The organism is Ferrimonas senticii DSM 18821, assembly GCF_000422665.1.
Taxonomy (GTDB): Bacteria; Pseudomonadota; Gammaproteobacteria; order Enterobacterales; family Shewanellaceae; genus Ferrimonas; species Ferrimonas senticii.
On the sequence record NZ_AUGM01000013.1, the window covers coordinates 38,167 to 59,098 of the forward strand.

General features: G+C 54.0%; 21 protein-coding genes and 1 tRNA gene. 16 read left to right on the forward strand and 6 right to left on the reverse strand.

From position 1 onward, the window contains the following. Nucleotides 1–176 precede the first annotated feature (176 nt). The gene (gene efpL, locus G506_RS0109430; RefSeq protein WP_028116651.1) at nt 177–743 is read left to right on the forward strand and encodes an elongation factor P-like protein EfpL; all 567 of its coding nucleotides are present in this window, start codon (nt 177–179) and stop codon (nt 741–743) included. A gap of 237 nt (nt 744–980) precedes the next feature. On the opposite strand, the gene G506_RS0109435 is transcribed toward efpL, so the two are convergent. Further along, nucleotides 981–1,847: a helix-turn-helix transcriptional regulator gene (locus G506_RS0109435; protein ID WP_051202031.1), complete on the reverse strand. Its 867-nt coding sequence runs from the start codon at nt 1,845–1,847 to the stop codon at nt 981–983. Between the two features lie 111 nt (nt 1,848–1,958). On the opposite strand from G506_RS0109435, the gene G506_RS0109440 reads away from it, so the two are divergent. From G506_RS0109440 to G506_RS19375, 6 genes are read left to right on the forward strand one after another with little or no spacing between them, the layout of a single operon-like run. Continuing rightward, nucleotides 1,959–2,984: a hypothetical protein gene (locus G506_RS0109440; RefSeq protein ID WP_028116653.1), complete on the forward strand. Its 1,026-nt coding sequence runs from the start codon at nt 1,959–1,961 to the stop codon at nt 2,982–2,984. Between the two features lie 9 nt (nt 2,985–2,993). Then, nucleotides 2,994–4,331, forward strand: a complete 1,338-nt coding sequence (locus tag G506_RS19370) for an ADP-ribosylglycohydrolase family protein (protein ID WP_084631289.1) — start codon at nt 2,994–2,996, stop codon at nt 4,329–4,331. Continuing rightward, complete coding sequence (locus G506_RS0109450; RefSeq protein WP_028116654.1) at nt 4,331–4,834, forward strand: hypothetical protein; 504 nt, start codon at nt 4,331–4,333, stop codon at nt 4,832–4,834. The genes G506_RS19370 and G506_RS0109450 overlap by 1 nt, the downstream gene beginning before the upstream one ends. A 2-nt stretch (nt 4,835–4,836) precedes the next feature. Then, a complete protein-coding gene (locus G506_RS0109455; protein WP_028116655.1) occupies nt 4,837–5,445 on the forward strand; it encodes a hypothetical protein in 609 nt (202 codons plus the stop codon). A 39-nt stretch (nt 5,446–5,484) separates the two neighbouring features. Then, nucleotides 5,485–5,703 carry an SDR family NAD(P)-dependent oxidoreductase gene (locus G506_RS21315; protein ID WP_205619496.1) on the forward strand — a complete coding sequence of 73 codons (219 nt, stop codon included), beginning with the start codon at nt 5,485–5,487 and terminating at the stop codon, nt 5,701–5,703. Beyond that, a complete protein-coding gene (locus tag G506_RS19375; protein WP_276197526.1) occupies nt 5,643–6,182 on the forward strand; it encodes an SDR family NAD(P)-dependent oxidoreductase in 540 nt (179 codons plus the stop codon). The genes G506_RS21315 and G506_RS19375 overlap by 61 nt, the downstream gene beginning before the upstream one ends. Before the next feature lie 58 nt (nt 6,183–6,240). Here the strand turns inward: G506_RS19375 and G506_RS0109465 are convergent, their stop codons facing one another. Then, nucleotides 6,241–9,042 (reverse strand): M16 family metallopeptidase, encoded by a 2,802-nt coding sequence (locus G506_RS0109465; protein WP_028116656.1) that lies wholly within the window; start codon nt 9,040–9,042, stop codon nt 6,241–6,243. A gap of 240 nt (nt 9,043–9,282) precedes the next feature. On the opposite strand from G506_RS0109465, the gene G506_RS0109470 reads away from it, so the two are divergent. The 7 genes from G506_RS0109470 (at nt 9,283) to dmeF (ending at nt 16,584) form a co-directional block, all read left to right on the forward strand. Continuing rightward, on the forward strand, nt 9,283–11,742 hold the full coding sequence (locus tag G506_RS0109470; protein WP_169628093.1) for a TonB-dependent receptor plug domain-containing protein: 2,460 nt from the start codon (nt 9,283–9,285) through the stop codon (nt 11,740–11,742). Between the two features lie 188 nt (nt 11,743–11,930). Further along, nucleotides 11,931–12,971: a putative transporter gene (locus tag G506_RS19380; RefSeq protein WP_051202032.1), complete on the forward strand. Its 1,041-nt coding sequence runs from the start codon at nt 11,931–11,933 to the stop codon at nt 12,969–12,971. A 6-nt stretch (nt 12,972–12,977) separates the two neighbouring features. Beyond that, on the forward strand, nt 12,978–13,622 hold the full coding sequence (locus G506_RS19385; protein ID WP_051202033.1) for a MotA/TolQ/ExbB proton channel family protein: 645 nt from the start codon (nt 12,978–12,980) through the stop codon (nt 13,620–13,622). Further along, entirely contained in the window at nt 13,619–14,044 is a 426-nt protein-coding gene (locus tag G506_RS0109485) for an ExbD/TolR family protein (protein WP_028116658.1), read from the forward strand. Before G506_RS19385 ends, G506_RS0109485 begins: the two co-directional genes overlap by 4 nt. A 1-nt stretch (nt 14,045) precedes the next feature. After that, on the forward strand, nt 14,046–14,840 hold the full coding sequence (locus G506_RS20440) for an energy transducer TonB family protein (RefSeq protein WP_051202034.1): 795 nt from the start codon (nt 14,046–14,048) through the stop codon (nt 14,838–14,840). Nucleotides 14,841–14,971: 131 nt separating this feature from the next. After that, the gene (locus tag G506_RS0109495) at nt 14,972–15,490 is read left to right on the forward strand and encodes a GNAT family N-acetyltransferase (protein WP_028116659.1); all 519 of its coding nucleotides are present in this window, start codon (nt 14,972–14,974) and stop codon (nt 15,488–15,490) included. A gap of 140 nt (nt 15,491–15,630) precedes the next feature. Beyond that, nucleotides 15,631–16,584 (forward strand): CDF family Co(II)/Ni(II) efflux transporter DmeF, encoded by a 954-nt coding sequence (gene dmeF / locus G506_RS0109500; RefSeq protein ID WP_028116660.1) that lies wholly within the window; start codon nt 15,631–15,633, stop codon nt 16,582–16,584. 114 nt (nt 16,585–16,698) lie between these two features. On the opposite strand, the gene G506_RS0109505 is transcribed toward dmeF, so the two are convergent. From G506_RS0109505 to G506_RS0109515, 3 genes are all read right to left on the reverse strand, one after another. Further along, on the reverse strand, nt 16,699–17,637 hold the full coding sequence (locus G506_RS0109505; RefSeq protein WP_028116661.1) for a nuclease-related domain-containing protein: 939 nt from the start codon (nt 17,635–17,637) through the stop codon (nt 16,699–16,701). Between the two features lie 21 nt (nt 17,638–17,658). Beyond that, nucleotides 17,659–17,734: transfer RNA gene (locus tag G506_RS0109510), tRNA-Arg, on the reverse strand. Nucleotides 17,735–17,812: 78 nt separating this feature from the next. Then, nucleotides 17,813–18,946: a flagellar assembly protein T N-terminal domain-containing protein gene (locus tag G506_RS0109515; RefSeq protein ID WP_028116662.1), complete on the reverse strand. Its 1,134-nt coding sequence runs from the start codon at nt 18,944–18,946 to the stop codon at nt 17,813–17,815. A 179-nt stretch (nt 18,947–19,125) separates the two neighbouring features. On the opposite strand from G506_RS0109515, the gene G506_RS0109520 reads away from it, so the two are divergent. Further along, on the forward strand, nt 19,126–19,743 hold the full coding sequence (locus G506_RS0109520) for a FlgO family outer membrane protein (protein WP_028116663.1): 618 nt from the start codon (nt 19,126–19,128) through the stop codon (nt 19,741–19,743). Next, nucleotides 19,743–20,210, forward strand: a complete 468-nt coding sequence (locus tag G506_RS0109525) for an LPP20 family lipoprotein (protein WP_051202035.1) — start codon at nt 19,743–19,745, stop codon at nt 20,208–20,210. Before G506_RS0109520 ends, G506_RS0109525 begins: the two co-directional genes overlap by 1 nt. A gap of 289 nt (nt 20,211–20,499) precedes the next feature. Here the strand turns inward: G506_RS0109525 and flgN are convergent, their stop codons facing one another. Further along, nucleotides 20,500–20,931, reverse strand: a complete 432-nt coding sequence (gene flgN, locus G506_RS0109530) for a flagellar export chaperone FlgN (RefSeq protein ID WP_028116665.1) — start codon at nt 20,929–20,931, stop codon at nt 20,500–20,502. Nucleotide 20,932: the final 1 nt, after the last annotated feature.

Below are 20,932 nucleotides of genomic sequence, written 5' to 3' on the forward strand. Positions count from 1 at the left end.
ACTGTTGGCAAATTGCTCAGTAACCTGCGGCAATTGCAGCGGCAAGATAGCACTGGCAGCACTACAGTTGCTGAGGTAATTGGCAGCAAATTTTACCGCCGTGATGCATTTAGCTTGTATCCGCCAAAAGACATGGTAATTTGCGCTGTTATTTTTCATTAAGTGGAACGATCACCATGCCAAAGGCCAGTGAAATCAAAAAGAACGCCGCCATTGAACTGAATGGTAAAGTACTGTTTGTAAAAGATATTAACAAGCTGACCCCAAGTGGTCGTGCCGGCGCTAGCTTGTACCGCATGCGTTGCTACGATGTGGCAACCGGCCTGAAGGTCGATGAAAGCTTCAAAGCGGACGAGATGATCAACCTAGCAGACGTACGTCGTGCTGACGTGATGTTCTCCTACGTTGATGGCAACGAGTACGTGTTCATGAACAATGAAGACTACACCCCGTACAGCTTCAACAAAGAAGCGATCGAGGAAGAGCTGCTGTACATCAACGAAAGCACCCAAGGCATCAAGGTAATCACCGTAAACGACGCGCCAGTTGCTATTGAACTGCCAACCACCGTGGAACTGGAGATCGTTGAAACCGATCCATCCATCAAAGGTGCTTCTGCGACCTCTCGTACCAAACCTGCCAAACTGACCACCGGTCTGGTTGTTCAGGTGCCAGAATACATGGCGACCGGCGAAGTGATCCGCATCAATACCGAAGAAGGCAAGTTCCAAGGCCGCGCGTAATCGCCGTCTGTTAAAACTGCCCAAGGCGACCGCAAGGTCGCCTTTTTTGTTGGATAGTGATTAGTTTTTAGTGATTAGTAGTTAGCCAGAGCTTGTGGTTGGCGCTAGGTTGGTACCAATCTGCTCAACTACCAACTACCAACTACCAACTACCAACTACCAACTACCAACTACCAACTACCAACTACCAACTACCAACTACCAACTACCAACTACCAACTCCCAACTCCCAACTACTTACTGCTTTTCCTTCACCACCACCTGCTGATAGAAGTCATCCATATTCGGATTGTAGGGGTGGGCCACGTCCATCCGTTTTAGGTAATAGATCAACAGCGCTTTGGGGACCTTGATGGTCAGCGACAGGCTATCGAGATCCATGCCGTTGTCTTTGGCAATCACCTGTTGCTGGCGTTCGGTCAGTTTGGGGTTGGGGATCAAGGTGCACTCGACCTCGGTCTGCCAATCGGTATCGTCGCTTTTGCCTTTGCCGTCACGGCTGCTGTCGATGCTGGCGGGGCCGCGGAAACGGCTAATCACAAAGTCCCTAAACTGTTGGTTTTTCTCACACCAAGCGCGAACGTGCCAACGAAAGCCGTTAAATACCAGGGTGTGTGGGTGCAGCAGTCGGCAGGGGTCATCTTCCAGACTCTCGGAACTGAGCGAATCGTAATGCACCTCAACCGCGTGGCCGTGGCGAGCGGCTTGCACCAAGGTGCGCACCACTTGCGGATCGACGTAGCGTGACGGCACATCCAATACCTCGGTGCCCCCCAACTGCAAACTCAAAAACGACAATACCCCGCCCAGATCGTCGTGGCGATCCAACAGTTGCAGATATTCATGAGCTTGGCCACTGCAAAAGTGCGGGCAGAACTGCGCCGTCGGTTTGTATCCCTTCAGCTGGCGGTCGTACACCAGTTGCCCGTGGGCAAAATGGTTGAGGTAATAATTGATGTCTTTTGAGGCCTGCTGGCGGCCGATGCCAAACGCCTGACACAGATGATTGGTGGTTAGGCGGCCTTCCCATAGGGCGATGATTTCAATCAGCCGAAAGCGCAGCTGCAAGTCCAGCTTAATGTCGAGGTTGTCCAAAATGTGCACCTGCTTGATTTGTTTACATGTGTATGTAGCCAGTGATGACGTGACCATTAAGGCTACATATTATTTCGGCGTCAACCATTTTCACTGTTCGCCATCAGCAGGAGGCTCGCCATGACCAGCAACAAACGTTTCTCTAAAAACCATAAGCAGTTGATTAAACAGATTGAACAGCTGTTAGGGGCGAGCCGACCGTTCTTTGTGGATATGACCAGTGGCAATCACTTGTCGTTTTTAATCGAGGGGGTGGACAAGCCGCTGTTCACCAGCGGTACCCCGTCGGATCGCAAGGCTTACACCAATTTTATCGCCGAAGTGAAACGCGCCATTACCCCGATGGAAGCGGCCGAGCTGACCGAGGAGGAGCAACAAGAGCAGCAGTTGATCTGCACCAACAAGATGATGGAGCAGTGCATTGCTAATTGCGGCCGCTTGTTCCGCCAGCGTAAGGCTGTACTGGCCGAGCAAGAGCAGCAGCGCTTTGACGAGCATGGGGATGTCGATTTATTGGCACAGCAACGCGCCGATCTGGTGAAAGAGCAGATCGGCCACGATCTGAAGCAACGTCATCAAACCAGCTACATCAAGCCAAAGATGATGCGGGTGTTGAATAAACAGGTGCGTCACCACTTGGACTTCCTGCTACCAAGCCTTGCTGCCTACCACTCGGAGCAGAAGCAGGCCCAACAGGAGTTAGTCGTGAACGAGTCGCAGACCGAAATGGCCAAGCAAACCGCAGTAGACGCGGTAAGCGAACGAGCGCCATTGGCCTTGGTAGCAAATGGTGGCCACAGCGTCGTGGCACCCAGTGAAGTTAAGCCGGTGCTTGAACTCAAGGCGTCTGAGTTGACTGCAGAAAAGGTCGTGAAAGCGCCGTCAACCAGCAAGGCACCGGGACCGAAAACCGTTACCGGTAAAGCGCTTCAGAGTCAGCAACTGCAACAGTTGGCCAGCTTATCGTCGAACAACCGCATCAACCTGTTTCGTCAGCTAACCAAGGCCACCATGGCGCAGATGATCGACGACCTGCAAGTGGCGATGGCGCGCAATGAAGCGCAAGCGATTGAGGAGATCCTCGCCAAAGTGACCGAGTTGGATCTGCCTCGCGAGCAGTTAATTGCCCGTTTGCAAAACGGTTAAGGAGACAGCATGAAAAAATCAATTAACCACGCTCGCGGCTGTTTGCTGGGGCTAGCCATTGGCGATGCCGTTGGCACCACCTTAGAGTTCACCCCGAAACAGGCGGTACAGCCAATTGTCGACATGGTTGGCGGCGGCCCATTTGATCTGCAACCGGGGCAGTGGACCGACGACACCAGCATGATGCTGTGTTTGGCTGACAGTTTGTTAGCCCAAGGACTGCACGATCCGCGTGACCAGATGGATCGTTACTTGCGTTGGTACCACGACGGGGAAAACTCCTGTACCGGCCATTGTTTTGATATTGGCAACACCGTGCGCAGTGCACTGAAGTGCTATCAACAACATCGCGATGGTACCCCTTATGTTGGCGCTTGTGATGAGTTCAGTGCCGGCAACGGCAGTTTGATGCGGATCGCACCAATTGCGTTGGCCTATTGGCAACAACCGGTTGCGAAGGCGATGGCGATGGCTGCCGACAGCAGTCGTACCACTCATGGTGAAGCGCGCGCCGTCGACGCCTGCCAGCTGATGACCTACCTACTGCATCAATTGTTGAATCAACCGGTGGATGCCGGCACGCAACCGAACAGTTGGTTACGGCAGCATTTGGCCCAATTCGCAAGCCAGTGGCAGCTGCATGATGAGATCCAGCAGCTGTGCAGCGGCGAATTTATTGGTAAAGCGGAAACGCAGATCCACGGCAGTGGCTTTGTGGTGCGAAGCCTAGAAGCGGCGCTGTGGTGTTTTGCCCACGCCCGTGACTTTGCCGATGGCACGCTGTTGGCCGCCAATTTGGGAGAAGACGCTGATACCACCGCCGCCATCTACGGTATGCTGGCTGGCGCCTTCTGGGGCGAAGCGGCATTGCCGGTGATGTGGCTGCGTAAGCTGGCGTGGCGCGGCAAGATCGGTAACAAAGCCGAGGCACTGTTGACGGTGATGCCGGTGTCATTACCGACTGCACAGGCCGCACAGATTGCGTTGGTGGAACAGACGCTGCAGCAACTGGGATTTGAAGCAGAGCACGGTCGCTGGCGGAACGCGGAATACGATTTCTGGGCGCAACTTAATCACAGCGAATTAGGGTTCTATTTTGCTGGGATTGAATGGCCGCACCCACATCAACCGGAACCGCTGGATAAAGCCATCAAGGTTTTTCCGCTCGCCTCGCTGCCGGACGACGCGAAACGGCTGAAACTGAAACTGCGGCGTTTTGTAAAGCGCCTTGGCAGTGATTACGTCTACAAGCCTTGTGAGGGTTGTGGTAATTCGATCCATCGCGATCACTCGACCTACGGCATGTGCGATAACTGCGCGGTGATTCATTTAGGGATCATTCATTGATGCGTTCTCAAACTATCGAGGCGGCAACGGCCATCACAGCGTCACGCCTGCACCACAAACAGCAAATCCAGCAGGTGCTGAGTAAATACGGTTTTATGCCAGTGTCGTTGGCGCAATTGCAGGATAGCTATCACCGGTTACCGTGGCAGTCGTTTGAATCGGATCATCAAGGTGTCAGTGAACATTACCTGCATGACCGTAAGGCCTACTGGGTTGAGTTTAATGACAGCGGCGTTGGCTTTTACTATCAGGGTTATTTGCGGCTCGGAACATATCGTTATCTGCCGGTGCAGAAATGCATTAAACGTTTTGACTACGAGCAACTGCCCAGTGATGCCACTAAGCTGCGGATTAAGATCCAACGGTTTTTGATGCGCACCGCCGATCACTACGTTTATCACCACTGCCGCGGTTGCGGCTGTGAAATTCATCGCGATGTTCACGGTGGTCACATCTGTGATAGCTGCGTCATCGAAATTTGCGACATCAAGTCTAGAAAGTAACGATGATTGGATTACCTCAGCACCCACTGAGCGCGCAACAGATGCAACGGCTGGTGAGTATCGTTCGAGCTGGTTATTGCGCCAATCTGCGTGCCCAAAGTCGCTTTTGGGATAGGCGTCCGGCGGCGATCATTGCCGAATATCAACAGATTGAAGCGCTGCTGCAATCCTTTGCTGATGGCCAGTTAGTGCCAGCTCAGCGGCCGCTGCTGGGTTCGATTTTGGATGTGGTGCAAGGCCATACCGAGTTAGTGAACCGCAATTTGGAAGATGAACTCCAGCTGCAGCTGCGGCAAAATTTGCAGTCGTATGGCGAGCGGTTGGAGGGCTTACTCAAGGAGCAGCCGCTGCGATTACCGCCGCTGTCACTGACGCTGGTTCAACCTTACCAACCGTTGGATGAAGCGATGCAGGTTCGCGCTTATCGAGGGATTGCCCAAATGTGGGGCGATTGCAGCGCTGAGGGCTGGATTGAAGGCTATCAAGCGATCAGCTTGCAACTGTTTGGCTGTGCTGATTACGCCGAACTTATCCGCGAACAGTTGGCTGCAGAGCGGGGCAGCGAAGCACAACGTCGGTTAATCAACCAAGCTCAACAGAATTTGCAGTAGACTGAGCGACACTGAGTTCATCGTTATTGGGAGACAATGATGTCGCAATCACAACCGCTGGTGTTGATCTCTGGCGCTAATCGAGGCCTTGGTAAGGAAACCGCTAAACAACTGGCCGAGCTGGGTTATCGGGTGTTGTTAAGTGCCCGGTCGTTAGTTGCTGCCGAGCAAGCGGTGAGTGAGTTGGGGCTAAGCAAATTGTCCCGGTGCAGCTGGATATTACCGACAGCGACAGCATTGCGGCGCTGCTGGATTTGATCACTGAGCGCTATGGCCGGTTGGATGTGCTGATTAATAACGCGGCGATTTTGTATGACCGTTGGCAAACGATTGTTGATGCCGATTTAGCGCAGCTGCAGCAAGCGATGGACACCAATCTGTATGGCGCATTGCGGTTAACTCAGGCCTGTTTACCGCTGCTGCGTCAGGCACCACATGCGCGGATCGTTAATGTCAGCAGCGGCGCTGGCGCCCTGCGCAGTATGAACGGCAGCACGCCGGTTTACAGCTTGTCGAAAATTGCCCTCAATGGCCTGACCTTGATGTTGGCCAATCAGCTTAAGGGTGATGGCATTTTAGTCAATGCCGTCTGCCCCGGTTGGGTTGCCACCGACATGGGCGGTGATGGCGGCCGGCCCATTGCGGAGGGGGCTAAAGGGATCGTTTGGGCGGCCAGTTTACCCGCCGATGGCCCAAGCGGCGGCTTTTTCCGCGATGGCCAAGCAATTGAGTGGTAATAAACAACGCCGCAGTGATAAGTCACTGCGGCGTTGTTTTTTTGGCGTAAATAAATGGTTATTTCGCTAATGGCATACCGATAACCGCGACACGGTGTGGTTGCGGTAACACCTGCTTGGCCAGCCGTTGCAGTTGCTCCGGTTGCACCAGTTGCTCCATCTTGCCGGTGTGCAGCAGGTAGCGCGCATCCCCGTAGCGCTGTTCACTTAATACCAAACGGCGCAGCCAGGTATTGGCGTCTAATACTCGGCCGCTTTCGGCAAAGGCGATGTCGCTGCGGGTGCGGTCGAAATTCACCTCGGCCAGCGTGCTTGGCAAATCCGCTAGCACTTGCTCAGCCGCCGCTAATAGCTCTTCGGCGCGTTCAGGGGCACAGCTGAAGCTTAACTCGGAGTTGACGCGGTTCAACTGCGGCTCGAAGAACAGCTCAAACTTAACGCTATAAACCCCTGAGAGTTCCAGTCGCAGTTTCTGTTTCAGCGCCGCTTGGGCAATGGGGTTTAGGGTCGACAGCAAAAACGCCTGCTCTGGTGACCACGGCATTGGGGTGAAGCCCCAAGCGGTGACGTTGGCTTTGTGATTGTTGTGTACCTCAACGCTGCTGGTAAAACGTCCCGGCTGCTGTAACAGTGGCGCGGCGGTCAGGGTTCGCTGACGCGGGATCCCCGCTAAGTGCGCGCTCAGCAGCGCAGGTAGTTGCTCGGCATCCATCTTGCCGACGATAAAGAACTGGGTTGGTTCCGCCAATAGCTTCTTGGTGCTGGCGGTCAGCATGGGTAAGGTCAGATCGGTTAAGGCTTGCTGGCTGAGCTTGCCCTGTTTGGCGGCGCCGCCAAAGCGTTGCAGTGACGCCTGTTGCTGATAGGGCTTATTTTCGGTTTGTGCCAGTTCCGCTAGCCAGTCTTGTTTTACCTGATTAAACGCTTCGGTGCTGATCTGTCCCTGTTGCTGCTGGGCTTGGTAAAGCTGCAGCAGTTGCGGCAGTTCAGCCTCGGTTGCGACCGCGCCCATGTCGAGCTCAAACGGTTGCAGTTTCCAACTCCAGTGCGGCTGCTGTTGCAGGGCTTGCCACTGCTGTTGGTTCCAGCCTTGCAGGCCACTTTGTTCCCATAACTGCACCCCCATCTGCGCTTGCCAGCTTGGCATGCCATCGTTGTGGTAGCCGCTGCTAGACAGCGCTTTGATGTACAGCTTGTTGTCACGGGTAGCATGGTTTAGCCACAGCACACTGTCGCCGTTGCTCAGTTGATAGCGGTGTAAGCTGGCGTTATCACCGGTGGCTAAGGTGAGGGTTTCGACGTCGCTGCTGATTACGCTGCCGTGCAGTTTGCTGATTGGTAGCGATGGCAGTACCACCTTTTGCTCAACCTTCGGTTTGGCTGGCCGATAGCCGATACTGGCGCTAAGGCTGCTGGCATCAATCTGGGCTTGATCACGGCGCACCTCTGCCTCGGTTGGCAGTGCGGCGGTTTTATCGCCAGGCACTTGGTAGTAGAGGAATTGATCCTCGGCGCTGATTAACTGGCGCATACGGGCATTAAGATCATCAATGGTCAGTTGTTCCAACCACATTAGCGTCCGTTCGCTGCGAATTTGCGGATCCTCCAACACCCCATCCAACACGACGGCTTCGGTGATCTTATCTTCCCACTTGGCAAAATCGCGATGCTTGGCGGCTTCGACGTTACGCACCGCAATCTGCTTGGCTTTGGCCAGCAGTTCGGCAAATTCGGTTGGATCTAAGCCATCGCGGTGCAGACGGGCCAGTTCGTCGTGAATGGCCGCAAGACCGGCATCGTGATCGTCGGTACGTGCGGCGATGGCGGCAACGATCCGGTTGTTGGTTGGCTCTTTGATGGTAATGCTGATGCTGTCAACGCCCTCAGGTAGTAAGGCACGGTTGCGGATCACTTGGTTACGCACCAACTTGCGCAGAAAGTAGTTTTGCAGATAGGCGTATTGGCCAGCTTCGCTGTTGCGCTCTGGCATTTCGCTGCGAAAGCCGTAAGCCACTTGGCTGCTGGTGCCTTGAGGATCTTGCACTAAACCAATGTGCAGCTGGTCGGCCAGTGGCAGTGGCACATAATCACGATTTGGGGCCGGCTTGGCCGCCAATTTGCCAAAGGTTTGCTCGATCTGCTCGGCGATGCTGTTGCTGTCGACTTCACCGGAAACCACCAAGGTCATGTTGGCGGGCACATAGAAGCGCTGGTAGAAGTCGCGCAGGGCAGCGATATCGGTAGTGCGGATGTTGTGCTCGGTGCCGATGGTTGGGCGGTCGACATAACGTGAACCGTTGCGGATCACCGCTTTTTTCTGATCGTTAACCCGGCTGGCTACGTCTTCGCCGCGGCGCCACTCCTCCAAAATCACTCCTCGTTCGCGCTGCCAATCTGCTGCCGTCATTTTGGCGCCACCGGCCATATCGGCTAGCAGTGCCAGCGCGCCAGCACTGTCCAGTGAATCATTAGGGCGGGTGCGAACCATGTATTGGGTTTCGGTTTGGCGGGTCATAGCATTGACTTGCAAACCGGTCTTCCAGCCCAGTTCCGCCAAGTAGTTATGGATGGTTTCTGGGTGGGCCTTCGTTTGTTGAAACACCATGTGCTCAACCATATGAGCGACACCGCTTGGGGTGGCTTCATCAACCGAACCGGCGTGCACCACTAAGCGCAAGTTAAACGGATCGCTTGGCTTATTGCTGTCGTGCACCAGGTAGTTCAAACCGTTGTCGAGCTGGCCGCGGATCAGGCTGGGATCCCACTGATATTGCGCCAATGCCGGTGTGGATAAGCTGCTGCCAAGCAGAATGGAGGAGCACAGCAGAGCCAGCCGTGACAGGGAAGGGGAGCGCAACATCGATACCTCTAACTGCGATCATTACCGCAATTAGGTGCGGCACTTTAAATAATGGATCAAATGGTATTGATAGTTATTTTCATTTGCAATAAATTGTCGCTACACAAGCAAACGGCGATTGCGGCAGTGGGAACTGGCGCACAATTTGTCGATAAATAGTAGAAAAAAGCTGCCAACTGCAGCGAATGGGCGGACAGCTTGCCAAGTGTGATTTGCCGCCATGCAATCTGAGTGATGTTGATGAAGTACTCTCCAATCTATGCGGCAGTCAGTGCGCTGCTCGCTGCGCCGCTGCTGGCGCAACAAGCCCCAGTTGATCTAGGTAACCTTGAAGTGGTTGAGCGCGTCAGCGCCGATACCAGCGCAACCGTTGACGCCGCTTATGAGAGTTATGATCCGGTCGATACTGGCCTGAGCGTGATTAATCAAACCACCATCAGTAACAGCGCCAGCGGAGGTATCGATACCACTGAACTGCTGAAGGTCAATCCGTTTGTGCAGATGGACGTTAACCGCGATGCCGTTAGCGCCGCCAGCATTCAGACGATCCGACCATCCGATTTTTCGATCTCCGGCGGTAACTACTACGACAACAACATCATGATCGACGGCGTTGGCGCCAATTCGGTACTGGATGTCGCTGCAAGCAAAAAGGTGGCCGAAAAATTGGCTAACCCGAACGCGACTATGGGGGTTAATGACATTGTTGGTACCACCAGCCAAACCGTCTATGTCGATCCGGCCTTGGTCGGCAGTGTTGAGATTTTAGATTCCAACGTATCGGCAGAGCACGGTGGTTTTACCGGTGGGGTGGTCAACTATAACCTGCGCGAGCCAAGCAAAGAGTTTGGGGTGAACTTCCGCGCCGGTTTTCAAAACGACAGCATGATCGATTACATCGTAAGCGATGAAGATCAAGAGGATACCGAAGATACTCCGCCACCGTCGTTTATGAAGTACAACACTTCGCTGTCGCTGGACTTGCCTCTGACCGAAAAACTGTCGGTACTGGCCTCTTACAGCCGCTCTGAAAGCAGCGTCGATTATCAGCGTAAGGCCTCAGTGAATGGTGGTGAGGCTTTTGATAACGGTGATCTGTCGGAAAACTTCTTGGTCAAAGGGGTGTATGAGCTTAACGATAACCTGACGGCGGAAGCGCAGGTGGTTTACAGCCCGTACGAGAGTGCGTTCCACAGCAATAACTCGATTAATGCGCAGTACCACAGCAAAACCGATGGCCTGAGCAGTTACCTCAAACTCAATGGTTATCACGGCGATCTTGACTGGCAAACCAAGGTGTCTTACTCGCTGTCAGATGGCAGTCGCGAAGCGCCAAGTGATCTGATTAACTGGCCTAGTGCACTGGTGGATTGGTGCAGTTCTGGGACCTGTTTTGAAGGCGGCTACGGCGATCTTAGCCAGCAGCAGCAAACCCTTGGTTGGTCGTTTATTGGTTCCTATCCGGTACTGGATGGCGATCTGCGTTTTGGGGTCGAAGTTGAAACTATCTCCGCCGAAAAATCGCGCCCAGAGCAGGCAACCTCGACCTCATTTGCCAAGTGCGATGCCTCGCTTAATCCAGATTGCGTTGATGGTTATCTAGCCAGTACTCACATTGTCTATGACGCTTACGATGCCGATGCGTCGGTTAACAGCGAAGCGTTATGGTTGGAGTATCAGCGCCAGTTTGGGACGCTGGATGTGCGTATCGGCGCCCGCGCCGAGCACGATGACTACCTGGATAACTACGACATTGCGCCGCGCTTTACTGCGTCATGGCAGTTTTATGACCAGATGTTCCTAACCATTGGTGCGAACCGCTATTACGCCGGTAACAATTTAAGTTACGCCATTGCTGAACAGATGGGCGGCTACACCCGCTATTCGCGCAAAAAAGTTGGCGGTGTATACGGTGACTGGACCGCCACCGTGGTTAATCCGGATCAATATGGTCGCAGCGAACTTGCCACCCCATACAGCGACGAGTTGACCGCCGCCATTACCATTCCAACCGCACTGGAGGGTAATTTCCGCCTAAAGGGCACCATCCGTGATGGTCGGGATGGCTTCGCCAGTGACGAGATTGACAGCAACAACGACGGCAAAGCCGACACTACGGTATTTACCAACGATGGCCGTAATGAGTACTACGGTATTTCCGCCGAGTGGACCGGCAACTATCAAGGTCATCAGTTCAACGCCAACATTACCTGGTCAGAGAGTAAATCCAACGGCGAATACGACACCTCGTTACAGGACAGCCCGACGAAGGAGTACTGGTATAACGGTCAAGCCTTAACCGAAGATGAGAAAACCTACGAGCAAGGTCGGCAAAACTTTGGTTCACCGCTGCGGGCGTCGGTGTCCTGGTCTAAGGCGTGGCTGGATGATCGTTTGACGACCTATTTGGCGGCAAACTATCGCGGCGCTTATGAAGAACTGGATGAACTTGATGATGCGCCGCTGTATGAACACGAGCAGTATGGCCCGCTAGAGCAGTTAGGGGTGGTGGAACGTAAAGCATTTACCTCGTTTGATTTCAATAGCAGCATTCAGGTAGTGCGAACCGACAAACATCAAGCGACTATCGACATTAAGATCAACAACCTGCTGAACGATCTACCGCACACCGATACCAAGAGCTACAACCCCTACCAACAGGGCCGCAGTTACTGGGTGTACTTCAACTACAACTATTAACGCAGGTTAGTTCAGCGGCGCCGAATGGCGCCGCTGATCGTTTTGCTGATTCAGCCTGTGGCATGGTTCACGCTTTTGTAATTCGATCTGAAAGTGTCATTGTTAATGCAAATTACTCTCAATATCATCACTTCATCTTTACTGCCCCTTGGCAGTTCCTCGTTTTCTTAGCCTAAGCAGTACGTTTTATGTTTCGCAGTTTCTTTCTTGATCGCCGCTGGCAGCTTTGGTCGGTGCTGGGTACCGCACTGATCCTGTTTACCACCTGGTACATGGTGCAGGTCGATGTGCAGCTGACCCAATGGTTCGGTGAGTTTTACGATCTTATCCAGAACGCCATCGCCAACCCCGGCACCATCACCGAGGTCGAGTTTATGCTGCACCTACTGACCTTCTTTAAGGTGGTAGCGGTGTACGTGGTGGTGATGGTCGGTCTCGACTTCTTTGTCCGCCACTACGTGTTTAACTGGCGTACTGCGATGCACGAATACTACTGCCAGCATTGGGACAAACTGCATCACATCGAAGGTGCCGCCCAACGGGTGCAAGAAGACACCATGCTGTTTGCTAAAAACATGGAACTGCTGGGAGTGCAGGCGCTGCGTTCACTGATGACCCTGATCGCCTTTAGCCCAGTGTTGTGGGAGCTGTCGAAGAACATCAATCAAGTGCCGTTTATCGGTCACGTGCCACACGCCTTGGTGTTTCTGGCGATCTTCTCGGCGGTGTTTGGCACCGTGCTGCTGGCGGTGGTTGGCATCAAGCTGCCGGGGCTGGAATTTAATAACCAGAAAGCCGAAGCGGCGCTGCGTAAAGAGCTGGTGCTGGGTGAAGACAGTGACGAGCACGCCAAGCCACCAACCTTGCAGCAACTGTTTAAAAACGTGCGCGCCAACTACGTGGTGATGTACCGCCACTACCTCTATTTCGATCTAACCAAGCACAGCTACCTGCAGGTGACCAACTTGCTGCCCTACATCGTGATGTCCCCGGCGATCGTCAGCGGCGCCATCACCCTGGGCGTGATGAAGCAGATCACCCGTTCGTTCGAGCGAGTTGAAGGTTCACTGCAATATCTGGTGTTTAGCTGGCCACGGATTGTTGAACTGATCTCGATCTACAAGCGTCTGCGTGCTTTTGAAGATCAGATCAAACCAAACCAAGATGATCCCCAGTTGGCGCCATCAGCAGTGCGCCAACCGGAGCCACAACTGACCGCAGCGGAGTAATTAGCCATGCAACAGTTTTTAGCTACCGTTTTTGATAGCAATGACGTTTGGGCGATTGGTACTGCGGTACCGTTGGTTATCTGTTCCATCGCCGCATTGGCACTGATCGCCGAGCGCTTGGTGTACCTATTGTCTCGCCGTGGTTTGCCACTGAAGCGGCACAACAAGGTGTTGGAACAGATCCACCATCAAGAGTTGGAAGCAGCGCTGACCGAGCTAGAGCAAGCCAAACCCTATTACCTGCCAGCGGTTAAGTGTCTAGAGGAACACGCCAACGAACCGAAAGAGGTGCGCGAGGAAGCGGTGGCGATCACCATGCACGGCATCAGTCATGGCATGCGCCGACGGATGTCTGGCTTGTTAACTGTGGCATCGTTGGCGCCAATGCTGGGGCTACTGGGCACCATTATTGGCTTGATGCGCTCCTTTAAAGATATTGGTGCCCATGATGGCCCAGTAGAACCGTCGATTGTTGCCGATGGTTTGTGGCAGGCGTTAACCACCACCGCCGCCGGTCTGGTGATTGCGGTGATCTGTGTGCTGACCCACGCGCTGTTGTCGTCACGGGTACGCCATGCGCTGGCGGAAGCCGGTGATCTGCTTAACCGCCTGAATCAAAGCATCGAACGTCAGCAGCGGAGTAAGCCATGATCCCGATGGAAGATAACCACGGCCTTGAGGCGGCAGCACCGGATCCGATGACGCCGATGATCGACGTTATCTTCAGTCTGATCGCCTTTATGATGCTGATGATCAACGCGCCGCTGCTGAGCATGGAAGTGAAACTACCAGAGGTGGAAAAGCAGCAAAGCAGCGGTTTTGTGCAGCAGCAGTTTGTCACCATCACCATCTTGAACGACAGCGACAGCTACAAGTTTGATGACGGCGAGCCGATCGGCATCAGCCAATTGCGCCAGCAACTACAAACGGCTCAAGCTGAGGGTGAGTTAATGGTGATGCTGGAAACCGACCAAACTACCGACGTGCAGCGGATGATGGAGACTTTAGGTCTGCTTAATGAGCTAAAGATCGACAACGTTCAAGTGGCGCTCAATCAGGCCGGTGGCAACTAACATGCGGGTCAGTTTTCGCGGCTTTGTGGTCGGTTCGCTGGCGCTGCATCTGCTGGCGGCTGCGGCGTGGGTCAGTGGTGCTTGGATGGCGCCACAGCCGATCAGCAGCAAACCCAGTCAAGAGCGCAGCAGCATCGGTATTCAAACCGCATTGGCGGGGGCGATACAGCCGCAGATTGTGACCCCAACGCCACAGCCTGAGCCTCAACCAGAACCTAAACCGGAGCCTAAGCCAGAACCTAAGCCAGAACCTAAGCCAGAACCTAAACCGAAGCCTAAACCAGAACCCAAGCCAGAACCTAAGCCCGAGCCTAAACCAGAACCGAAACCAGAACCTAAAGCGGAGCCTGAGCCGGAACTGGAGATTAAGCCGGAGCCTGAACTGCAACAGTTGACCCCAGAGCTGGTGCAGCTGCAAACCATCGGCGATCAAGGGGTCGATGGCAGCATCGTCAGCGAGCACAAGCAAGCGGAAGTGGGTTTGCAGCAACAAGGTGCTGGGGCGGCGGCGCAACAGGTACATGATGCCCATGTGCGTGAGCATCTGATCAGCTTTAAGCGCTATCCCAAGCGGTTAAAGATGAAAAAAGAGCGCGGCGAAGCGTTGGTTGGTTTCAGCCTCGATCCGCAAGGAAATGTGGTCAGCAAGCGCTTGCTAGAAAGCGCCGGTAAAAGCGATTTTGATCGGGAAGTGATGCGAATGCTAAAGCGGGCAGAGCCGTTCCCGGCGGCGCCAGCCCGTGCCGATTGGTCGGTTCGTGAATACCAGATCCGGATTCAGTTTGAAGCCAAGTAACGCAATTGGTTTTACCTTAAAACACCGCAGCAACATTGCTGCGGTTTGTTTCTCTGTTGGGAAAACGATTGACCCGTCTATCGCTTTACAGCTTATGCTCTGGCCATTATTCATCGAGGACAGCGATCACCATGATCATTCGCAACGAACAAGCTACCGACATTAGCGCCATTGAGACGCTTACCTACCAAGCATTTTTGGATCATCCCCACCATGAACCGGGCGCTAAGCCGACTGAACATCTGATCGTTAATCGTCTGCGTGACGCTGGCGCGTTGACACTGTCTTTGGTGGCTGAAGATGATGGCCGAGTGCTGGGGCATGTGGCGTTATCGCCGGTGCAAATCGCCGCGGCAGACAGCAATTGGCTTGGCCTTGGACTTGGACCAATCTCGGTGTTGCCAGAGCAACAAGGCAACGGCATTGGCCGCGCTTTGATGGAAGCGGCGTTGGCCCAAGCCAAAGCGATGGACTTCGATGGCATCGTCCTGCTCGGTGAACCCGAGCTGTATCAGCGCTTTGGCTTTAAGGCTGAATCACAGCTGACGCTGGAAGGGGTACCGGCGGAGTACTTCCTGGCACAGCGATTGAGCGACAAACCGCTGCCTGCTGGTGCAGTCAGCTACCATGCAGGCTTTTATGGTCAGTAGGCGTCTGCTGGCAAGTGCTGCTGCGGCAGTCGCGATTGCAACTTCGATGACTTTTACCGGTGTAATTGCTGACCAATTCAATAAAATCACAGCACTAGACTGATTTACTATTGGCCAACTAATTCGCAGTGACAATCACTATGCATACCGATTCTCTCAAACGCTGGCAGCATCAACACAACTTCGGTCTAGCGCCAAAGAAAAACGAACGCCGCACCTTTTATGCCGTCGTTATTACCGCGGCGATGATGCTGATTGAGATCATTGCCGGTTACTGGACCGGTTCGATGGCGCTGCTGGCGGACGGTTGGCATATGGCCACTCATGTCGCCGCTTTTGGTCTAACCCTGTTTGCTTATAACTTCGCCCGTAAAGCCGCCAATGATCCGCGTTATAGCTTTGGCTCCGGTAAAGTGAATATCTTGGCGGGCTTTACCAGTGCGGTAGCGCTGGTGTTGGTGGCGCTGCTGATGGCGATTGAGTCGGTGTGGCGTTTTATCGAGCCGGTTGCCATCGATTACAACAATGCGTTAGTCGTTGCGATAGTCGGCTTAGTGATTAACTTGGTGTGTGCGTTGCTGCTGCACCAGGGCGATGATCACCACCATCATCATGGGCACGACCACAGTCATGATCATCACCAACACGAGCATCACCACCACGGCCATGACCACAACCTGTATGCCGCTTATCTGCACGTGATTGCCGATGCGCTAACCTCGTTCACCGCAATTTTTGCGCTGCTGGCGGCTCGCTATTTTGATCTGCCGGGATTAGACCCGCTGATGGGCATTATCGGTTCGCTGATTATTACCCGTTGGGGCTGGGGATTGATTAAAGATACTTACCCAACCCTGCTGGATCGCAGCCCCAGCGGGACATTGCCACAACAGGTAAAAGCGGCAATTGAGCAGGGCAGCGATGACCGTGTTGTCGATCTGCATATCTGGCGGCTATCGGGTCATCATAATGCCGCAATCATCAGCGTGGTCAGCCATCAGCCACAGTCACCGGATCACTACAAATCGTTGCTCGCTAATTTACCGCAATTGGCGCACGTAACCGTGGAAGTAAATCGCTGCCAGCAGCAGTGATGATTAGCGAGCAAAAGTACCAGCGGCAGCTAATAGATTAGCGGGGAGCACGTTGATGGCGTTGTCGAAATACAGCAGCTTCAGATCATATTATTTGGTTGCGCTGGATGGTTCTTAATCTGGCTGGATAAAAACCAGGGTGAGTGATTGGCAGTCGTTGCACTGGCGAAAATAGCTGGCGCCTTGTTTTTGTACTGTGGTGTTGCTGCTAGCGCAGTTGCCACAGTTGCCCCGCATAGCGGTGTTGCTCTGGCATGCGCTGCAACGAACGTAGTAGCCGTATTTTCCCCAACATCCGCTCAGGGTTGTGGTGCTGTTGCAACGTTTGCACGCCAACTCCGCTGCCTGTGACGAAGCGGCGGAGTCGTTAATTGGCTCTATCAGTGGCGCTGGCAGTTGCTTGGAAGCTGCTGATGGACGGTGCTGTGCCAACAGAAAGTCGCCAATGGAGGTCAACTCATCTTGATTAAACAGCGGGTCAGAATTGATCAGCGTTTTTAGTTTGAGTGGCTTGGTTAGTGGCCTGAGCTGTTCTACCAAGAATTCAGTTTTGACGATGCGCTCACTGATCTCTTTAGGCATCCCCGTTCTGCTGATCATCGCATTGCTGGAAACCGCACAAAAATAATCATAGCGGCGGGCACCAAAGCCTTGCTGAAGCATATTGAACAGGAATTTAGGCAAGATCTTGGCAGCGTTATCGCAGAGCAACTTCTTTAAATTTTGCTGCTGTAACTTTACTTGTTGAATCGGGGAGGCGATCCCCTGCCATTGGCCGCGATAGCTTCTCGCCCATTCCCCCTGTTTATTTACTCTGACTTGGCCGTTAATGCTTTTCGACTCGATTAGAATAAAGCCGCGCGGGTAAACAATTAAGTGATCAATTTGGCTGATCTCGCCTTGGTGGGCAAAGCGCAGATCATGCAAGACCAACACCTTGGGATCATCGGCGTATTCGCGGCGCAGGTAAAAGGCAACATCGTGCTCTTGTTGCGCACCTGCCTGCTGCTGCCTAGAGATGGTGGGGCGATCGTCTCGTTCCTTGAGGATCATGGCATCATTCCAGAAGCGGGGTGGCCTCCCCAAGTGGACTCGAACCACTATCGGTCGCTTAGGAGGCGACTGCTCTATCCTGTTGAGCTATGGGGAGAGGAGCACACATTCTAACTTTGGTCTGTTGCTTTGCAACAGCGGTGTTGCGGTAACTGCTTGCAATTCCAGCAAAACCTTAGCGCCATAGGAGCCAATCGCCGATCTGCAGACCTTGCGGGGCGGCATCACTGGCAAGAGTGGCAACCGCCTGTTGATGCTGCAGCTTGGTTACCGTGGCGGTTAGGTGGCCTTGATTTGGCCAGTTGAGCGATTGCGGTTGGCTGGCCAGCACGGTGCCGACGGTTAGCCCGGCGGCCTGACCGATATCGAGGGTAAGCGCGTTGCCGTTGATGGCAAGGATCCGTGATTTCAGCGGCCGGCATTGCAGCGCCGCATCAAGATCACGGCTCAGGTCAAACAGCAGTCGCTGCAGTTCATGGCCAAAGCCGCTATCCCAAAAGCGTTCGGTGGCGGTATCGGCGATATCTTGCCGCTTAAACGGCCACTCGCCCTCGCTGCGATAACGCTGTTGCCACACCTGGCTGTTATCGAACGCATCAAATAGAGTGGCGGTTAGGGCGATGGTGCGCTGACCGTCGCGTTCAAACAGCCCCAAGGCCTTAGGTGGTAGCTCGGCGGCGACGTCGTCAATCATCAGCGCCAATACGTATTGGCCCGCTTGCTGCTGGCCAAGGGCACTGATCCACTGCTTATCTGGCTGCTCTAACTCGAGATTGAGCTGCGGCAAAGAGGTCGCGAAGGCATAGTGGCCTTCACCAGAGAGGGTGTTGGCCAATACTCGAGCCACTGCCTCATCCAGTTGATACAGCCCACCGATGACCAACTGTTGTCGATAGCGTACTTGCGGGCGGGGGATCAGCACCTTGGCTTTGCCGTTGTGGCATTGATTGGCCGCCGTCGGTTGCAGCGCTTGCGGCGCCAGTTCTAGGGCGATGGTGACGGTCAGCACTTGATCGTCGATGGTTTCGCTCAGCAATTGCAGCTGATTTACTTGCGCCTGCCAGTCGATGCTGGGCGGCTGTAATACTCCGGCTTGGCTGCGCTGTTGTAGCTGCAGTTGGCCGCCAGCGTTGAGGATGGCGCTTTGAACGGCGCTGTCTATCGCCTGTTGTCGTGCCTCTTCGATGCGATCGTTAAAGATCTTGGCGCTGGCGCTGTATTCCAACATCGATGCGTGGCTACTGGCGCTAAGTAGCAGCAACGGTAGCAGTGAGCGCAAACGGAACAAGCGACGGTTGAGTAAATCCATAACGGGGCGGCAAATTGGCTGAAGATACTGTTGATTAGCAAACCCCATGCCTAAAAGCACCGCGATAGGGTGGGTAACATCAATAAAAAATGGATATAAAACCGAAGTTTAATTGCTGCTAAAGCGACAGACGCCAGGGCCGATAACCAGTGATTATGACGGGCTGTTTGAGAATCAAGATGAAAGCAGGATGGCGCTGCGGGTTATTGGGATTACTGCTACTGGGCGGCTGTCAAACCACCTATCAGGGCTCAAGCCCATTGATTGCTGGCAATCATTTGCCACCACAGGGGCAGTTGAATCTGCTCTCCGATCAATTGGCGGCGCAGTTGCGGTTTCAGTTTGATAAGCAGTTGCCATCGCTTCCGTTGGCGGTGACTACGCCGGTGCCGGTAACCGATTTTGAGCACAGTGGCCACTTTGCTCAAGTGCTAGAGCAGGCGCTAATCAGCAGTTTGCCGAAGCGTGGCTTTACCGTTATTGAACTTAACAGCAGCGAAACCGTGCGCGTTAGCGGCGATGGCAATCTGTTGCTAAGCCGTCGTGCTGAGCAATTGCCGCAGCCGCAGGGGGTGGAGCAGGTGTTGGTAACCAGCTTCAGCCTTAATGCTAACGGCATTCATCTGTTTAGTCGGGTGATTCAACTGACTGATAATCGGGTGCTTAGCAGCGCCCAAAGCACATTAGCGTGGTCGCAGTTGCCGAACCAGTTTTATCAGCAGCGTAGCGTGGCTAATCTTGGCGGCAAATTGAGTCGTGATGAGTCGCGGCCGCCACAACCGATTTGGTGGCAATGATGAAGTTTTTCTCTGGGATTTATGCCGGGATTAGCGCGGTGATGCTGTTGACGACCCTCAGTGGTTGCGGCGTTGCCAGCCATCGGCAATATGAAGTGGTGGCACCGCAAGCATTTCCGGTCTTAACCGCCACTGGTATGGCGCCGATCTCACTGCAACTTGGTCGCACCGAGCAGGAGAAACAGCGACAAGCGATGCGCGCGGCGACCTTGGATGCTTATCGTGAATTGGTTGAGCAGGTGCACGGCTTGAATGTGAGCGTTGCCAGCCAGCTGGAAGAGCAGCAGCTGAAGCCGCAGCAGTTGTCGGCGGATGCCAGCGGCACCATTCGTGGCGCTAAAGTGGTGCGCAGTTATCCGCTGGGCGATACCTACATCACCGAACTGGAACTGGATTACCAAACCCTGTGGCAGTTGCAGCAACAACGGCAGCCGCGTACCACCTTAAAATCGGTGAGTTATTACTGAGGTCGCCGCTGCGAGTTATCAACGACTAGTTGTCAGTTGTCAGTTGTCAGTTGTCAGTTGTCAGTTGCCAGTGAGTAGTTGTTAGCGCTTAGTGGTCAGTTGATAGTCGGTAGTCGGTAGTCGTTAGTAAGAGCCGAGCGACAGCCCGTTGGCGCAACCGTCAGGGAGCCAAGCGTAGCCGCGAATAGGTCGCGGCAAAATCCGATGAACGTTCTATGCCGCTGCCCGCCGACAATACGGCAACAAAAAGGCGCTCAATCGAGCGCCTTGTTGCCTAGCCCAGTCAGGCTTAAGCGGTAATTAAGTTGCCTAAGCGGCGGCCGACATGGGTACCGCCGACGTCGGTGTAGGTTAGGGCATTATGATGACTGGTGCTTTGCAGCAGTTGTTGCAACCGCGCCATGCTGGCAGCGACGATCTCGGCCTGCTTTTGATTGTGCTGGTTGTGCTGCTGGCATTCGGCCAGTTTGCCGCGACACTGGGCCAGTAATGCAGCTTGTTGCGGGTGATCGGTTAATTGCGCAAGGTCGGCGTGGCGACCAATGCCGATGTCGGCCAGTTTGATCTCATCCAGCAGCGTCATTTTGCGTTTCAACAACTGCTCTATCGCCATCACATCGCGGTTAAGCAGGGCATCGGTTTCTTGCACCAGCAACTCAAGCAACTGGGTTAAACGTCCCAATTGCTGAGTTAATAGGTTTTCCAGCGGCACAGCGGTCATC

Excerpts from the sequence above, each read along its gene's own strand:
- G506_RS0109525 (WP_051202035.1), top strand. The coding sequence starts at position 19,743 with ATGAAGTTTTTCTCTGGGATTTATGCCGGGATTAGCGCGGTGATGCTG.
- dmeF (WP_028116660.1), top strand. The coding sequence starts at position 15,631 with ATGCATACCGATTCTCTCAAACGCTGGCAGCATCAACACAACTTCGGT.
- G506_RS0109495 (WP_028116659.1), top strand. The coding sequence starts at position 14,972 with ATGATCATTCGCAACGAACAAGCTACCGACATTAGCGCCATTGAGACG.
- efpL (WP_028116651.1), top strand. The coding sequence starts at position 177 with ATGCCAAAGGCCAGTGAAATCAAAAAGAACGCCGCCATTGAACTGAAT.
- G506_RS0109485 (WP_028116658.1), top strand. The coding sequence starts at position 13,619 with ATGATCCCGATGGAAGATAACCACGGCCTTGAGGCGGCAGCACCGGAT.
- G506_RS0109515 (WP_028116662.1), bottom strand. The coding sequence starts at position 18,946 with ATGGATTTACTCAACCGTCGCTTGTTCCGTTTGCGCTCACTGCTACCG.
- G506_RS0109455 (WP_028116655.1), top strand. The coding sequence starts at position 4,837 with ATGATTGGATTACCTCAGCACCCACTGAGCGCGCAACAGATGCAACGG.
- G506_RS21315 (WP_205619496.1), top strand. The coding sequence starts at position 5,485 with ATGTCGCAATCACAACCGCTGGTGTTGATCTCTGGCGCTAATCGAGGC.
- G506_RS0109450 (WP_028116654.1), top strand. The coding sequence starts at position 4,331 with ATGCGTTCTCAAACTATCGAGGCGGCAACGGCCATCACAGCGTCACGC.
- G506_RS19385 (WP_051202033.1), top strand. The coding sequence starts at position 12,978 with ATGCAACAGTTTTTAGCTACCGTTTTTGATAGCAATGACGTTTGGGCG.
- G506_RS19380 (WP_051202032.1), top strand. The coding sequence starts at position 11,931 with ATGTTTCGCAGTTTCTTTCTTGATCGCCGCTGGCAGCTTTGGTCGGTG.
- G506_RS0109440 (WP_028116653.1), top strand. The coding sequence starts at position 1,959 with ATGACCAGCAACAAACGTTTCTCTAAAAACCATAAGCAGTTGATTAAA.
- G506_RS20440 (WP_051202034.1), top strand. The coding sequence starts at position 14,046 with ATGCGGGTCAGTTTTCGCGGCTTTGTGGTCGGTTCGCTGGCGCTGCAT.
- G506_RS0109465 (WP_028116656.1), bottom strand. The coding sequence starts at position 9,042 with ATGTTGCGCTCCCCTTCCCTGTCACGGCTGGCTCTGCTGTGCTCCTCC.
- G506_RS0109505 (WP_028116661.1), bottom strand. The coding sequence starts at position 17,637 with ATGATCCTCAAGGAACGAGACGATCGCCCCACCATCTCTAGGCAGCAG.
- flgN (WP_028116665.1), bottom strand. The coding sequence starts at position 20,931 with ATGACCGCTGTGCCGCTGGAAAACCTATTAACTCAGCAATTGGGACGT.
- G506_RS19370 (WP_084631289.1), top strand. The coding sequence starts at position 2,994 with ATGAAAAAATCAATTAACCACGCTCGCGGCTGTTTGCTGGGGCTAGCC.
- G506_RS0109520 (WP_028116663.1), top strand. The coding sequence starts at position 19,126 with ATGAAAGCAGGATGGCGCTGCGGGTTATTGGGATTACTGCTACTGGGC.
- G506_RS0109470 (WP_169628093.1), top strand. The coding sequence starts at position 9,283 with ATGAAGTACTCTCCAATCTATGCGGCAGTCAGTGCGCTGCTCGCTGCG.